Here is a 15,047-nt window from a genome sequence, read left to right on the forward strand (position 1 = left end):
AAATAAAAGAAGCTTCTCATTAGTTACTTTAAAGAAGCTTCTTTTTTTGTGTTAAAATGTTTCGCTTTTCTTGAAAAGATCTAATAACTCTTTTGCGTGATAAACAGTGTGATCAGGTGTAACTGTACCTGTAGGTAGTTTTCTATTACGATGATTCATCCAGATGGCGTGCCAGCCTGCTTGTTTTGCTCCTACGATATCATTAGCAAATGAATCACCAATATAGACTGTCTTTTCTTTATTTAATTGAAGTTTTGATTCAAGAACACGAAAGGCTTCACGTGTTGGTTTCGAGTAGCCGATGGACTCGGATATAAATAGATTTTCTTCAGGTATCCACCTAGTTAGATCCAACTGCTTAATTTTCATCGCTTGATGCCCTTGAGAGCCATTTGTTAGAATGGCAAGTTGTTTCTTTTGCTGATACAGTAAGTCAAATAATTCTACCACTTCATCAAATAAGGCAATCTTTTGTTGCTCCTCAACATATGCTGCTTGAAAATCGAGTGCTTTAGCGGTAGTAACCGCAATGCCAAGCTCATCGCATGCATCTGTTATTCTACGTATGTGCATCTCTTCTACTGATAGTTCACCCGCAACACTCTTATCAAATAGTGCATCGCTATGCTTTCTACTCACTTTATAAAAGGTTTCAAGCTCATCCTCTGTAAATGATTTGTCAAAGATTCTTTTGCATGTATTTTTAAAGGATAAGGCTTGATCATATAATGTGTCATCTACATCAAAGATAATGGTATCCATTCTATCGCCTCCACTATCTATCATACTGATAAAACTATTAACCGTACAGATTCAAAATATGGGTCACATGAATCACGATTATACTAAATCCACCTTATTGCTGAAAAGGATGACGATAAGTAATAGGATAATAACGAGACTGACAAACAGTATAGATAGTTTTCGTGACGTTTTTGCTTTGTCTACTTCGCTCCATTTTACTGGTTGGATGCCACTCAAGGAAAAGACGATAATACCGGCTAAGATAACAGAGGTAATGTTTCCGACAAGTAATAGCATGGAACCATATGCCTCTTGCCACATGGCTGAACCGATGGACATCCCTAGCACCACATTGGGTGGTATAAGAGCAACAGCAACCATGACTCCTACCAATGAACCTGGTAATCGGTTCAGAATTGATAATGCACCAGCTATACCAGTAGCAAATGCCAAAACCATATCCACTACATTTACATGAGTTCTTGAAGCAAACTCGCTGCTTTCAAACGGGACAGGGAAAAAGAAAGAAAAACCAATAGATATCCCGATTACAATGAAGACAGCGTATAGTAAAGTAATGGTCGAGCTTTTAAGCAATTTAAAATCACCTAAAATAGCTGAAAAGGCGATGGATATTACAGGCCCAAGCATCGGGGCAATAACCATTGCTCCAATAATCACAGCTTGGCTGTTTTGGATAAATCCAATCGTTACTACAATGGCAGCGATAACGATTAACAGGGTATAAGTAAGGGTGATGTGGCTGGCTTTTGTAATGGTTCCGAATAACTCTTGGCGGCTGGCCCTTTGAAGCTTATTCGCGTCTTCTTCCACTTCATTTCGTCGCTTTTCTTTTTCTTCCTCTGTTAATCGAGTGATGTAGGTTTGGACAGGGAATAGTAGTACTTCAAATCCCTCAATAACATTTACTACACCCTCCAAGTAGTTCAATATCTCTTCAGTGTCTTTCGTTTCTACAAGCACACGGATTAGGATTCGATCTTTTGATTCTACCGATATCCAGTACGACACATGAGGATACTCTCTTAATGACTCATCCACTTTATTAAAAAACTTATCTGGAACATATGCTTCAACAAGTTGTAAATCCATTTATTCATCTCCAATATAATAGCCCTTGTAAATACATAATAGTTTTGCCAATAACAAAACGTATTAAAATAAAACGACATAATATAAAAAATAGTATCCCTGGTAATCTAATAGCCTCACAGGGCCAATAATTGTGTGGGAACTATTTTTACCTAATTAAGAATTTTTTAGTAACTGTATTTCTAATGACTTTACATACCGTTCGGGGGTATGCTATTATGGAATCAAGTTAGGAGGTTGAGCGATGGAAAACAATGATAACGCATGTCATACAGATGATGTTACGTCTGGTCGTAAAAGTCATCATCCTGAACGTGTGAAGAAGGATTTAACTAATCGTTTAAATCGAATCGAAGGTCAAATTCGAGGCATAAAGGGTATGATTGATAAGGACGTCTACTGTGATGATGTTATTACTCAAATTTCCGCAACACAATCTGCTTTAAATAGTGTGGCTAAAATCCTTTTGGAGGGCCATCTTAAAGGGTGTGTCGTTGACCGCCTATCCGAAGGTGATAATGAAGTCCTGGATGAGTTAGTTGTTACGATTCAAAAACTAATGAAGAAATAAGCTTATTTACCGATAAAGTATGTAATTTACCATATTAAAGGAGAGAATGAATATGCAAACAGTAACGTTAAACGTAACAGGAATGTCTTGCGGACATTGTGTGAAAGCTGTGGAAAGCAGCGTTGGTGAACTAGAGGGTGTGAACCAAGTAAATGTAAAATTAGACGAAGCGTTGGTTGAAGTGGCGTTTAATGAATCCCAGGTATCCCTTGATAAAATCAAAGAGGCAATTGAAGATCAAGGATACGATGTAGAATAAGAGTGCTTTTAAAAGCACTCTCTCATTTTCATAAAAATATACCCCTTGTAGGTATATAGAAGGTAGGGAAGAACATGAGTACAAATGCAATAGGTGCAAGTAAAGCAAAAGAAGCGAGTATTCAAATTACAGGAATGACTTGTGCAGCATGTGCGACGCGGATTGAAAAAGGGTTAAATAGAATGGAGGGTGTTGAACAAGCATCTGTTAACCTGGCACTCGAAAAGTCATCGATTAAATATGATCCTTCCAAACTAAGTGAGACTGATTTTGAAAAGAAAATAGAAGCATTAGGTTACGGTGTAGTGAAGCAAAAAGCAGAGTTAGATATTACAGGAATGACTTGTGCAGCATGTGCAACACGGATTGAAAAAGGGTTAAACAAAATGGATGGTATTGCATCTGCTAATGTGAACTTAGCTCTTGAGAAAGCGATGATTGAATTTAATCCTGCAGAAGTAGCGGTTGCAGACATCATTGCAAAGGTAGAAAAATTGGGATACGGTGCTCATCAAAAGCAAGAGGATACAGAGCAGGTAGATCACAGAGAGAAGGCAATTAAAGATCAGCAGCGGAAGTTTATTACGTCGGCTATTTTGTCTTTACCATTATTATGGACGATGGTTGGGCACTTTTCTTTTACCTCGTTTTTATATGTACCAGACATCTTAATGAATCCATGGATTCAAATGATCTTAGCAGCACCCGTACAATTTATTATTGGAAAGCAGTTTTATGTAGGTGCATACAAAGCTCTCCGAAATGGTAGTGCAAACATGGATGTGCTTGTTGCCATGGGTACTTCAGCAGCCTATTTTTATAGTGTATATCAAGCAATCGTTACAGCTGGAACACACCACGCTCCACACCTTTACTTTGAGACAAGTGCAGTGCTGATTACACTAATTGTTTTAGGGAAATTATTTGAAGCAAGGGCTAAGGGGCGTTCATCCGAAGCGATAAAAAAACTCATGGGACTTCAAGCGAAAACAGCCATCGTTGTCCGTGATGGAGTTGAGAAAGAAGTACCTTTAGCAGAGGTTATAATTGGTGACACCATTTTAGTAAAGCCAGGTGAGAAAATTCCCGTCGATGGCGAAGTGTTAGAAGGAACAACAGCTGTTGATGAATCAATGTTAACTGGTGAAAGTCTACCAGTTGATAAATCAACCGGAGACGTACTGTACGGTTCAACGATTAATAAAAATGGTTTTATCAAAATGACAGCGACAAAGGTTGGGCGTGATACAGCATTATCCCAAATTATTAAGGTCGTAGAAGATGCTCAAGGTTCAAAAGCACCTATCCAACGAATGGCAGACAAGATTTCAGGAATTTTTGTTCCGATTGTGGTGGGGATCGCCATCCTTACATTCCTCGTTTGGATCATTTGGATTCAACCGGGAGAGGTTACACCAGCACTTGAAGTGTTAATTGCCATCCTTGTTATTGCTTGTCCATGTGCTCTAGGACTTGCGACTCCGACTTCCATTATGGCAGGTAGCGGTCGTGCAGCAGAGTTCGGTATTTTATTTAAAGGTGGCGAGCATTTAGAACAAACACAAGGTATCGACACAGTAGTAGTTGATAAAACAGGTACTGTCACTCATGGTAAACCAGTTTTAACAGATGTTTTAGTTGCAGAAGGTCAAGATGAAGGAATGTTTTTATCACTAATCGGTGCAGCTGAAAAACAATCTGAACATCCATTGGCACAAGCAATTGTCCAAGGTATTCAAGATAAAGGCATCGAATTGGGTAACGTCCAATTCTTTGAAGCAATTCCTGGTTATGGTGTAATGGCAACAGTTTCTGGCCAAGGTGTTGTCATTGGTACACGTAAACTTATGCAGCAATATAGTATCGATATACAATCTGTGCTCCCAGTGATGGAGAAGTTGGAGACTGATGGTAAGACAGCGATGCTCGCTGCGATTAATGGGAAGTATGCAGGAATCGTTGCTGTAGCAGATACCATTAAAGAGACCTCTAAAGAGGCTGTTCAACGCCTACATGATATGGGTATTCATGTCATCATGATGACAGGTGATAATGAGCGCACAGCCCAAGCAATTGGTAAAGAGGTAGGCATTGACTCAGTCATTTCAGAAGTGCTTCCTGAAGGAAAGGCAGAAGAAGTGAAGAAATTACAACAACAAGGCAAACGAGTAGCAATGGTCGGTGACGGTATAAATGATGCACCAGCACTTGCTACCGCTGATATTGGAATGGCAATTGGTACGGGTACAGATGTAGCAATGGAAGCGGCAGATATTACCCTTATTCGTGGTGATTTAAATAGTATTGCTGATGCCATTTTAATGAGCCGCAAAACAATGCGTAACATTAAACAAAACTTATTTTGGGCTTTTGCTTATAACACGATAGGAATTCCAATTGCCGCGGTCGGATTACTTGCACCGTGGGTTGCGGGTGCAGCTATGGCATTTAGTTCCGTTTCGGTTGTACTAAACGCATTACGATTACAACGAGTAAAATTACAAAAATAAAGTGATTGTCTGCTATAGAGTTACCGTACTGTTACTCTTTAGCTTTTGTACCTACTTTGAAAAAGTAAGTAGTAGGATGTGAGAATCGAAATGAATGAAGTAGAAAAAAAGATTAAATTGGCTGTGAACGGTGGAATCTCATTCGGTGCAAAACTGAATGCAAAACAACTGGTTGTTATTGCTGAATACATGAATGATGGCGATGAACTGGAATTGACAACTTTTCAGCAACTTTACATTGACGTAATAGAAAGCAAAGTTGATTTGGCTATAGAAAAGTTCAAGGAAGTAGGATTATCCTGTTACCCAGTAGGTAATTATGTAAAGAGCTTAAGAACCTGTAATTTTTGTAAAGGTGCGGAAGAGGAAGGAATGCCCGTCGCTATTGAATTAAACAAGAGAATAGCGGGAAAACAAGTTCCATTTACACTTCGTCCAGCCTATACTGGATGTCCAGTTGGATGTGGTGAACCTTTAGTAAATGATATTGGTGTAATGAAAGTAAGAGATGGCTATGATTTATATATTGGTGGTAAAGCAAAGGGAAAAGATGCTAGAACAGGCATTTTAACTGCGGAGCAACTAACCCCAGAACAACTCTATGATGTTGTCGATAAAATCATTACTATTTATACTGAAAACGGCAAGAAGCGAGAACCGTTGGCCAAGTTTATTAACCGTTTTGGTATTGAAAACATAAAAAATGCTATAGCATAGAGTGTAAACTACTTCCTATAAAATAGGAGGTAGTTTTTTTAGTAGTAAAGATTCATTTAATTTGGCAGGTGCTTACATTAAACTAATATAGTAAGAGAAGAGTGTGGAAAATTTAGTAAGAAAGGTGGGTAAATATGACTCGGTTAAAGCTTGTTTTCTTGATTGTAGCGATTATTATCATTTCGGGCTGCTCGGTATCTAGTGAAGATGTAAAAAAATATGTGAAGAAGACACATGGACTTGAAGTAGATGTGATAATGGAACCTAGTTTTGGTGCGAAATCATCCTATGGGAGTTCAGTTGTTGCAAAAAAAGATGATCCTAGCCTTGTTTTCAAAGTTCAATTAACAAACCCTTTGTTTCCCAAAATAACAGGTGATACATACGATGAAGAAAAGGAATTTTATGAACTAAATCAGCAATATCAAAGCTCTCAATCAGCAGAAAAGCTAAGAAGTATAGGATTTTCATCCTCAAGAATAGAAAACGAAACATTCTACTCCCAGAGTAAAAAAGAAATAGAAAAAGAATTTAAATTACTTTTATTCAAAGAGAATGGACTTGATCTACAGAGTGATAGAAAAAGGTTGCTTGAAGCTCTCGTTTACATAAAAGAAATTGATGCTTTCGGGAAGCAGAATGGTTATACATTAGAGAACATTATTGTAACTGATTCTTTGTTCAAGGATTATCCAAATCGATTTCAATACTACCAAGTATCAGCGGGAGATTTTGAAATAGAAATACCCTATAATCAAGAATTACAGGAAGTAACGAATGAAGATGAATTAATGGATGTTATCTTTCAACACCATTTTTATGGTGATTTAAACGCTAAAAGCTATACCCACATCTATTATTTTAGAAAAGATTTGCCTAAGTTTGAATCTACAAATGAATCATTATATGACCTTGGCTTTGATACTTCACAATTTCCAGGCAGAGAGAAATCAGGGATTTATTTAACATGTGAAGATCGTGATATTGAGGTTGAAACGCTTGAGCAAAGAGAATGTACTAGTTATTCATTGTTTTTATCAAAGGACGTTCCCGACAACAAATATAAAAAGCTTCTTCAGAAAGACGAATTGAACAAATGGTATGAAGTGATACGCTTGTTGCAACAATCACCACTTCCTATCGACGAGCTGAGGGTATATATGCTAGATGACAGCATCTACCAAATTATTCTTGATTTCTATGAAATTGATAACATATCCTCACAGGAAGAACTAAAGCAAGCAATTGAAGAACAAATTGAACATTTATTATAAAGAGGAAGGTTGTACGTTTATTTGCAATGTCATTCGTAATCAATACTTACGAGAAAGAAATATCATCTATGAGGTGTCAGCATGAAAGGTCGTACACATTTAACAATAGGATTAGGGATAGGAGTAGTGGCGTCCATCAGTCACTCACCTGAGATGGCACCTGTTATTTTAGTTGCAACAGGTGTTGCATCCCTTGCCCCTGATCTAGATGGAAATAATCTATTAAATAAACGAGTAACAAAGACAGCTAAACTTATTAAAAAAGGCGGACTATTTGTAGGAGGGCTATTAATGGCCCTGTCATTGATAACCTACTTTTTAGATTTAAGTTTCTTGTCTTTTCTAAATCAGAACTGGATTAATCAACAAAATATCCTACTTCTTTTTGGGTGGGGAGCAGTTATAGTAGGGCTTTCCTTGAAAAGTCAGGAGACCTTGAAAAATATATTAATGAGCGTTTTAAGTTTATTCCTTCTATATTATGCTTTTACAAACCAATTTTGGTGGCTGGTGATGTTTGGCTTGTACATTGGGGTAGCAGGGTGGTTTGCGCATAGAGGAACAACCCATACAATTTGGGCAGTACTCTATTGGTGGTATATGTCATACCTATTAGAGGCTAGCACCGGGGTGGACGGTTTGTCTCTCATTTCCACAGCCGCATATCTTTCGCATCTAGTAGGAGATATGCTGACGAAAAAAGGAGTTAAATTTCTCTATCCTCTTACCAATAAGATTTTCCGATTCCGCCTGTAAAAAACAGACTAACAATCGGGTAACAAGCAGGTAGTTTGAAATAAAATTATGAATTATGTAAACTTGATTATATAGGAAATTTTTTAAAATCTTAAACTACAAAAAAGGTAGTTTAAGATTTTCCTATATACATAATCAAGAAAGGTGGTAATAAAATGAGTACATTAGTGGCTCAAGAACGAAAAGAAGTAAAGAGATCAAGCTTGAAACGAATGAGAAGTGCTGGGAATATTCCTGCGGTTGTTTATGGAGGCGATATTACTACGAAGTCCATCGTCATTAGTAACGCTGATTTAAGAAGGACTCTGAAGGCTGTTGGTAGAAACGGTATCTTTTCTCTAAACCTTGATGGTCAATCAAATGATGTTATTTTAAGAGATTACCAGAGTAATCCAGTAACGAAGGAATTACTACATGTAGATCTCCTACAAGTGAATCAGAACACTAAGATTGATACTAGAATTAATGTTATTTTAAAGGGAACTTCAAAGGGTGAAAAGGTTGGTGGCACTGCTAACCAATTTATTCACGAATTGGATATAACAGCAAAAGCGAGTGATATTCCCGATTATATAGAGATTGATATCACGGAATTTGAGATCGGTCATACAGTTCGAGTAGGCGATATTAAGAAAGAATATACAAATTGTACCGTCAATCACGAAGATGATGAAACAATCGTGTTGATCGACTATGTAAAAGCTCAATCTGAAGAGGAAGATTCAAGTGAAGTTGAAGTTTCGGGTGTCTAATAACCTAACAATCTAACCTGGTAAGTTGAGAATAGGACTAAAAGACAGACCCAAAACAGTGGTATATACGTTAGTATTTTTACCGTTTATTAGTGTAAAACAAAATGAATAAGGATAGCAATACTTTTTTTGAAAAAAATTACTTTATTCGTCTATAGCAGAGGCATGTTTATGTTCTCTGCTATAGTTTTTATTGAGGTTTGTTTCTTAGCAAATGTTTTGTAATATAGTGATAGCCTCTACCCTACAGTCAAAAAGGAGTAAGACATGATAAGGCCCATACGAAAAATGTATCAGTTCTTTGTAGATAAACCATTAAAAAAAGCGGAAATTTTAAATCAACGATACCAGGTTTTAGATTATATTGGCACTGGTAGCTATGGTATCGTCTATCTTTGTCGTGATCTTAATACGAATGAAAATAAAATAATCAAGCAGCTTAGGCCGAGCAAACGCAACAATACAAATGAGGTTAAGCTTTTTTATGATGAAATTTATATTATAGAGAATCTAGAACATGAACGTATGCCTATGTTTTATGAGGCCTTTTCAGAGCGAGGCCAATACTTTTATGTAATGGGTTATATCGATGGGGTAAATTTGCAGGACGAGATTTTTCTAAATAAGAAAACCTTTCGTGAGAAAGAGGCTTTATTATTTATTGATGAATTAATCAAACTAGTCGAATACCTTCATAAAACGGATGTTTACCATCTTGATTTACGGATACCCAATATTATAGTAAAGAACAATGAGCCATATCTAATTGATTTTGGCTTGGCCAAACAAGTAAAACAAAATCAAACTCCTGCTAAAGTGAAAGGAAAATCTATTGAAGAGTGGAAACTTCAGGATTATTACGATGTAGGAGATATCCTTCTATACTTGCTGTATACGACCTATTCTCCTAAAACGAAAAAAGCCCTTCCGTGGACAGAAGAACTTTCGTTAAAAAAGGAAACGGTTATATTATTAAAAAGGCTACTCAGAATAGATAAGCCATATTCTTCGATTGAATCGATTTTGAGAGATCTTTATGCAGCGTTAGAAAGCTTTCGGGAATAGTGATTGAGTGTTTTTTTAACTGCTACTTCCCCAGCTTCTTCGTTTATAGCGTTTGCTACCACTCATTGGGTTATATTTATGACCTCTGCTACTACTTCCGCCAAAGTATTTATGTCTCTTGTTGCTACTACTACCACCATAGTAACGATGTTTTTTATTTCTGCTACTTCCCCCGTAATAACGATGTTTTCGTCTACTACTGCTACCTCGTGCGATATTCCTTAGCTGTCTTTTAAGTTTATCAAACATAGTATCGCCTCGTTTCGTGTTTTAGTTGTCTATTATAGTATTCTAACATACATACAAGCATTTCAAACCAATCGCGGCATCCAATGATGGAGTTATGTTCTTTCAAGAAAATAACTTGTCCGGAAATCTTGGAGTAGTAGAGGGGACATGTACTACGTTTGTAAAAGACTTTATTCAAGCTATTGCTGAACATCGACATTGGGATCGAAAAATGGTTTAAGGAGCAAATCCAAAAATCCATTCATTCGTGGTTTTTGGATTTGCTTTTTCTATTTTGAAGTAACGGATTAAAAGTTATTTGAGTCAAATTTCAGACGAATATCGGCTATCTGAGTTAACGACTATTCCATGTTTGTAGAGTAAAATATACATAAATGAAAGGGTTTACTTTGATTTAACCTAAGAAGATGGGGGGATTACTTTGACTGAAAATCTGTTGCCTATAGAAAAGAGTAAAGCGACTGCTAGTAAATATAATTTTAATATAGGCTGGAAATTTAAGAGGGCGGATGTGCAAGGTGCAAATCAGGTCGACTTTGACGATTCTGATTGGGAAATGGTGAGTGCACCGCATACGTTTAATGATACAGATACCTTTGATAATTACATGGAAGGCGGACATAATGGTGAGCGGAGTATGTTTACCGGGAAAACGTGGTATCGGAAACAGTTTAAACTGACTCAAAAAGATCATGATAAAAAGATTTATATTGAATTTGAAGGTGTTAGACAAGCTGCAGATGTGTATATCAATGGTACCAAATTAGTTGGAAAATATGAAAACGGTTTTATCCCGTTTGGTTATGATCTGACACCGCATGTCCATTTTGGGGATGAGCCGAATGTACTTGCAATAATGGTTGATAATACCTTTCCTTATAAAGCGGAAGGAACCGATGATGTCCTTAGTTGGCATGACTCACACTGGCATCCAACACATGGTGGTATCTACCGGAATGTATTCCTTCATATTAAGGATAAGCTTCATATCACGTTACCACTATACAGTTTTTTGAAAACACAAGGGACGTACGTCTATGCTTCAGATATCACCGATGAACAAGCGGTAGTAACAGTTGAGGCAGAGGTGGTGAATGAGCATGAAACGAGCAAGCAAGTCGTTTTTATTGCTGAAATTCTAGACCATGATGGTAGAGTTATCCAAACCATGGAGACGAATAGGCTTTTACAGGCCGGAGAAACACTCATGTTCAAGACCTCCGATGTATTGAAGAATCCACATCGCTGGTCACCTCAGTATCCATATTTGTATACAGTTCGAACGACGTTAAGTACGAATGGAAATACGACGGACTCAGTTGATACTCCACTAGGAATTCGGACGTTTGAGTTCACCTTTGATCAAGGTTTCTTCATTAATGGGAACCAAGTCAAATTAAAGGGCTGGGGACAACGGCCAACAAATGAATGGGCAGGTTTAGGTGCGGCCTATCCAAACTGGATGCACGGATTTATTTTTAAGCAAATGAAAGAAGCAGGTGGAAATATGATCCGTTGGGGTCATTCAGCAGGTGCCCCAATCGATGTTGAGCTAGCAGATAAGTACGGGTTAATTACTATCCAGCCTGGTGTTGACGGTGAGGGTAGTACCGTAGGTGGAGTCTATAGTGACGTTTCTTATAAAATTCGTTCGGATGCTTACCGCGATATGATTATATACTTCCGAAATCATCCATCCATTTTAATCTGGGAAGGTGGTAACCAAAGTGTCCCTGATAAAGAGGCACAGACCCTAAAGGAAATCACCGAGACATGGGATCCTCATGGCAGGCGTGCGTATGCACATAGACGCTGTGATTTAACGATGGAAAAGTATGTGGATGTTTCGATTGGTACGGAAGGTAGTTGGGAACTCAAAAGTAAAGGGAAACCCGTCATAGAAGGGGAGTACAATCGTGAAGAAGCAGCACGACGTGTCTGGGATCGTTATACACCTGGATATGAAAATTATAAGACATCTGATGGATCTGCATACAATTTAACTTCCGAAGAATTTGCTAAAAATCAAGCAAAGCATTTTGAAAAAATTAGTCATCCAGCTCATGGTGGGGGCGCAAACTGGATTTACTCAGATTCGACAAGTCATGGTCGTGTCCATTCGGAAGTGGCCCGTGTAAGTGGTCAAGTGGATGCAGTGATGTTACCAAAAGAAGCCTATTTTGCGACAAAGGCGATTTACCGAGAAGACCCACAGGTTCATATCATTGGTCATTGGAATTATCCACAAGGAACCGTAAAAGATGTGTACGTCATGTCAAATGCAGAACAAGTGGAATTGTTCGTGAATGGTAAATCCATTGGGATTGGCCAGAGAGACCATACGTATCTATTTACCTTTGAAAATGTTAAGTGGGAAGCTGGAACGATTGAAGCGTTAGCTTATGATGAGAATAAGAATCTAGTTACTAAGCAATTAAAGAAAACAGCTGGTGAACCTATTGCTGTCAAGTTAACTCCTCTAGTTAATTCGGGAGGTTTTCAAGCAAACGGATCTGATATTTTGCTAGTGGATGCAGAGGTTGTGGATAAAGAAGGAAACCGTGTACCAACATTTGAAGGTCGGATTGATTTCCAAATGGAAGGTCCGGGAATATGGCGTGGTGGCTATAACAGTGGGAAAGAAGGATCCACTAATAATACCTTTTTAGATATAGAGGCTGGTATTAACCGAGTGGCGATTCGTTCAATCCTACGTCCAGGCCAGATAAAACTTACTGGAGAAATTGAAGGTTTAGAGAAGGATACGGTACTAGTAGAAGTTACATCTGTTCCTTATTCTCATGGGTTATCCACAGTGATTCCACATTATACAGTCGATCCGCTTGGAGAAGAGCCTGCGATTGGTGATGGACCTGTTGAAAACTTCCTAACGGATAATACCGATATTGAAGCTTCTGAACTGATAACGGATTATTCATATTCTGGTATATGTGAAACGGGTGGCGTAAAGGTCAACGTTTGTACAGGTGACCGTATTTACAACGATAGAGAGTACGAGTTTCAGTTTTTGTCAGAAAAGTTAGTGGGTAGTGACTATATCCAAGTTGCAAATGATGAAACTAATTATAAGGCACTTGATTTGATTCATTTTACTGTGAAAAAAGATGCCTACGTCTTAATTGCACATGACAATCGATTAAATCGACCAGAGTGGTTAGTGGAAGAGTATGAGGAGACAGAAGATAGGGTACTTGTGCATCATTCCGGCCATACCGTGTATAAGAAGAAGGTCAAGGCTGGAACAACCCTAACCTTAGGTGGAAACCAAGATGAAACAAATGTCGAAAACAGTAACATGTACGTTGTGTTTGTAAAAGAAGCTAAATAATAGGTAAATAGCGGCTCTAGAATTAAAGGAAGAGAGGAGCCGCTCTATCAATCTACTTTTGATTTAATACTCTAAAAATGAAAAGGCTTAAATATATATTCCGAAGGAGTGAGATTTGATGGCTGTAAAGAAATTGGAAGTGGCGGAGGATTCAGGCATTAGCACCAAACAGTCGACAACTAGTTATGATACATCTAAACGTCCGTTTGGGAAACGTGATACGTTCGGTTATTTCATGGGTGATTTAGGAGGAAATTTCAGTTTTGACTTAGTAAATATGTATATGTTTATCTTCTTTACCCAATTTATAGGGATTGAATTGGCGCATTATGCTCTAATCATCTTAATCGCGAAAATATTAGACGGTATTAATGATCCGCTTATCGGTATGATTATAGACCGTTTTCGACTAAAAACTCAGGATAAATTCAAACCCTGGATTATGAGGATGGCACCTTTCCTAGCCTTTTCAATGTCGATTATGTTTATTGATGCTTCGGAATGGTCTTACGCTGCAAAATTAGCTTTGTTCGCTGGAAGTTATTTCTTATGGGACATCCTTTACACTTTTGTAAACGTTCCCTATGGGGCTTTAAGTTCTGTAATGACTACGAAAGCTTCAGAACGAACGGCATTGTCAACAGCAAGAAGTATTGGTGGGTTTGTTCCAAATATTCTTTATGGAATCTTTATTCCAATGGTTATTTACACAACTGTGGTAGTTGATGGTGAAACAAAGAGTATTTTCCAGGGGGAATTAATGTTTCCAATCACACTTGTAACCGGTGTCTTAGCCATTCTTAGTTATGTTGCTCTTTACTACAATACTGAGGAACGTATTATACATCACAATACATCACTGCAAAGTCAAAAATACAGCTTTTTAGAAACGTTCATTAACTTCTTTAAGAATCGAGCAATGATTGGACTAGCATTAGTTGCTATAGCTCAAATACTATTTATAAATGGTGCGCAGCAGCTTAACTCTCTTACGTTTCAACTATACTTCGAGGATGGTAGATTGAATTCTTACGTAATCATTGTAACACTCATTCCGATGATTATCGGTGCTACTATCGGAAACCGACTTGTTAAGCGATTTGGTAAAAAAGAAATTATTGCATATCCTCTATTAATTAGTATTGCTGTTTATCTAATCATGATATTTGCTCCAATTAGTAATCCATTTATTTGGTTGGGATTACAAGCGTTCGCAAGTATTTTTTCATTCGGTCTAGCCATCTATACATGGGCAATGGTAGCTGATGCAATAGACTATCAAGAATGGAAGACTGGAAAAAGGAATGAAGGGTCCGTTTATTCCATGTACTCGATGATTCGTAAATTAGGTCAGGGATTAGGTGCTTCTATTGTCCCAGCAACGATAGCAATTATCTTACCAGGGTTGAAATTAAGTGATGCTTCAACATGGACGGCGGAATATGCAATAAGTATTAAGAATCTATCTGTGATTTTCCCGATTGTAGGTATGATCTTAGTTATAATAGCTCTTATTTTCGTATACAACCTAGATAAGAAAACATTAAGTGTTGTACAAAAAGACCTAGGTCATGAAACCGAATAAATAGTACTTGTCTTAAGATAAGCAGGGAAGAAATCTAATATGGTTTCTTCCTTTTCCTGTTGACTTCGTAGATGTATCATGCCATGGTGAAAGAAGAAAGAAA

At 37.7% G+C, this 15,047-nt stretch carries 13 protein-coding genes and 1 pseudogene; 11 read left to right on the plus strand and 3 right to left on the minus strand.

Annotated elements, in window-relative coordinates:
- Nucleotides 1–51: 51 nt before the first annotated feature.
- A complete protein-coding gene (locus CZ490_RS19380) occupies nucleotides 52–762 on the minus strand; it encodes an HAD family hydrolase (RefSeq protein ID WP_077620388.1) in 711 nt (236 codons plus the stop codon).
- A 78-nt stretch (nucleotides 763–840) separates the two neighbouring features.
- Nucleotides 841–1,857, minus strand: a complete 1,017-nt coding sequence (locus CZ490_RS19385) for a TIGR00341 family protein (RefSeq protein ID WP_077620389.1) — start codon at nucleotides 1,855–1,857, stop codon at nucleotides 841–843.
- A 244-nt stretch (nucleotides 1,858–2,101) separates the two neighbouring features.
- Here CZ490_RS19385 and CZ490_RS19390 point away from each other — a divergent pair, with 244 nt between their 5' ends.
- From CZ490_RS19390 to CZ490_RS19425, 8 genes are all read left to right on the plus strand, one after another.
- Nucleotides 2,102–2,428: a metal-sensitive transcriptional regulator gene (locus CZ490_RS19390; protein WP_077620390.1), complete on the plus strand. Its 327-nt coding sequence runs from the start codon at nucleotides 2,102–2,104 to the stop codon at nucleotides 2,426–2,428.
- A gap of 52 nt (nucleotides 2,429–2,480) precedes the next feature.
- Nucleotides 2,481–2,687, plus strand: a complete 207-nt coding sequence (copZ, locus tag CZ490_RS19395) for a copper chaperone CopZ (RefSeq protein WP_077620391.1) — start codon at nucleotides 2,481–2,483, stop codon at nucleotides 2,685–2,687.
- A gap of 74 nt (nucleotides 2,688–2,761) precedes the next feature.
- On the plus strand, nucleotides 2,762–5,197 hold the full coding sequence (locus CZ490_RS19400) for a heavy metal translocating P-type ATPase (protein ID WP_077620392.1): 2,436 nt from the start codon (nucleotides 2,762–2,764) through the stop codon (nucleotides 5,195–5,197).
- Between the two features lie 90 nt (nucleotides 5,198–5,287).
- Nucleotides 5,288–5,914, plus strand: coding sequence for an NAD(P)/FAD-dependent oxidoreductase (locus tag CZ490_RS19405; protein WP_077620393.1), 627 nt, complete (start codon nucleotides 5,288–5,290; stop codon nucleotides 5,912–5,914).
- A 134-nt stretch (nucleotides 5,915–6,048) separates the two neighbouring features.
- Nucleotides 6,049–7,188: a hypothetical protein gene (locus CZ490_RS19410; RefSeq protein ID WP_077620394.1), complete on the plus strand. Its 1,140-nt coding sequence runs from the start codon at nucleotides 6,049–6,051 to the stop codon at nucleotides 7,186–7,188.
- 81 nt (nucleotides 7,189–7,269) lie between these two features.
- Nucleotides 7,270–7,944 (plus strand): metal-dependent hydrolase, encoded by a 675-nt coding sequence (locus tag CZ490_RS19415; RefSeq protein ID WP_077620395.1) that lies wholly within the window; start codon nucleotides 7,270–7,272, stop codon nucleotides 7,942–7,944.
- A gap of 155 nt (nucleotides 7,945–8,099) precedes the next feature.
- Nucleotides 8,100–8,696, plus strand: a complete 597-nt coding sequence (locus CZ490_RS19420) for a 50S ribosomal protein L25 (RefSeq protein WP_077620396.1) — start codon at nucleotides 8,100–8,102, stop codon at nucleotides 8,694–8,696.
- 288 nt (nucleotides 8,697–8,984) lie between these two features.
- Nucleotides 8,985–9,761: a serine/threonine protein kinase gene (locus tag CZ490_RS19425; protein ID WP_234987262.1), complete on the plus strand. Its 777-nt coding sequence runs from the start codon at nucleotides 8,985–8,987 to the stop codon at nucleotides 9,759–9,761.
- A 15-nt stretch (nucleotides 9,762–9,776) separates the two neighbouring features.
- On the opposite strand, the gene CZ490_RS22190 is transcribed toward CZ490_RS19425, so the two are convergent.
- Complete coding sequence (locus tag CZ490_RS22190; RefSeq protein WP_142255404.1) at nucleotides 9,777–10,010, minus strand: hypothetical protein; 234 nt, start codon at nucleotides 10,008–10,010, stop codon at nucleotides 9,777–9,779.
- Between the two features lie 61 nt (nucleotides 10,011–10,071).
- Between CZ490_RS22190 and CZ490_RS22430 the strand changes: the two are divergent.
- The 3 genes and pseudogenes from CZ490_RS22430 to CZ490_RS19435 form a co-directional block, all read left to right on the plus strand.
- Nucleotides 10,072–10,230: pseudogene (locus CZ490_RS22430) on the plus strand (hypothetical protein); the annotation flags it as partial.
- Nucleotides 10,231–10,431: 201 nt separating this feature from the next.
- On the plus strand, nucleotides 10,432–13,359 hold the full coding sequence (locus tag CZ490_RS19430; RefSeq protein WP_077620398.1) for a glycoside hydrolase family 2 protein: 2,928 nt from the start codon (nucleotides 10,432–10,434) through the stop codon (nucleotides 13,357–13,359).
- A 118-nt stretch (nucleotides 13,360–13,477) separates the two neighbouring features.
- Nucleotides 13,478–14,944 carry an MFS transporter gene (locus CZ490_RS19435; protein ID WP_077620399.1) on the plus strand — a complete coding sequence of 489 codons (1,467 nt, stop codon included), beginning with the start codon at nucleotides 13,478–13,480 and terminating at the stop codon, nucleotides 14,942–14,944.
- Nucleotides 14,945–15,047 lie beyond the last annotated feature (103 nt).

Source organism: Litchfieldia sinesaloumensis (assembly GCF_900156865.1).
Taxonomy (GTDB): domain Bacteria; phylum Bacillota; class Bacilli; order Bacillales; family Bacillaceae_L; genus Ferdinandcohnia; species Ferdinandcohnia sinesaloumensis.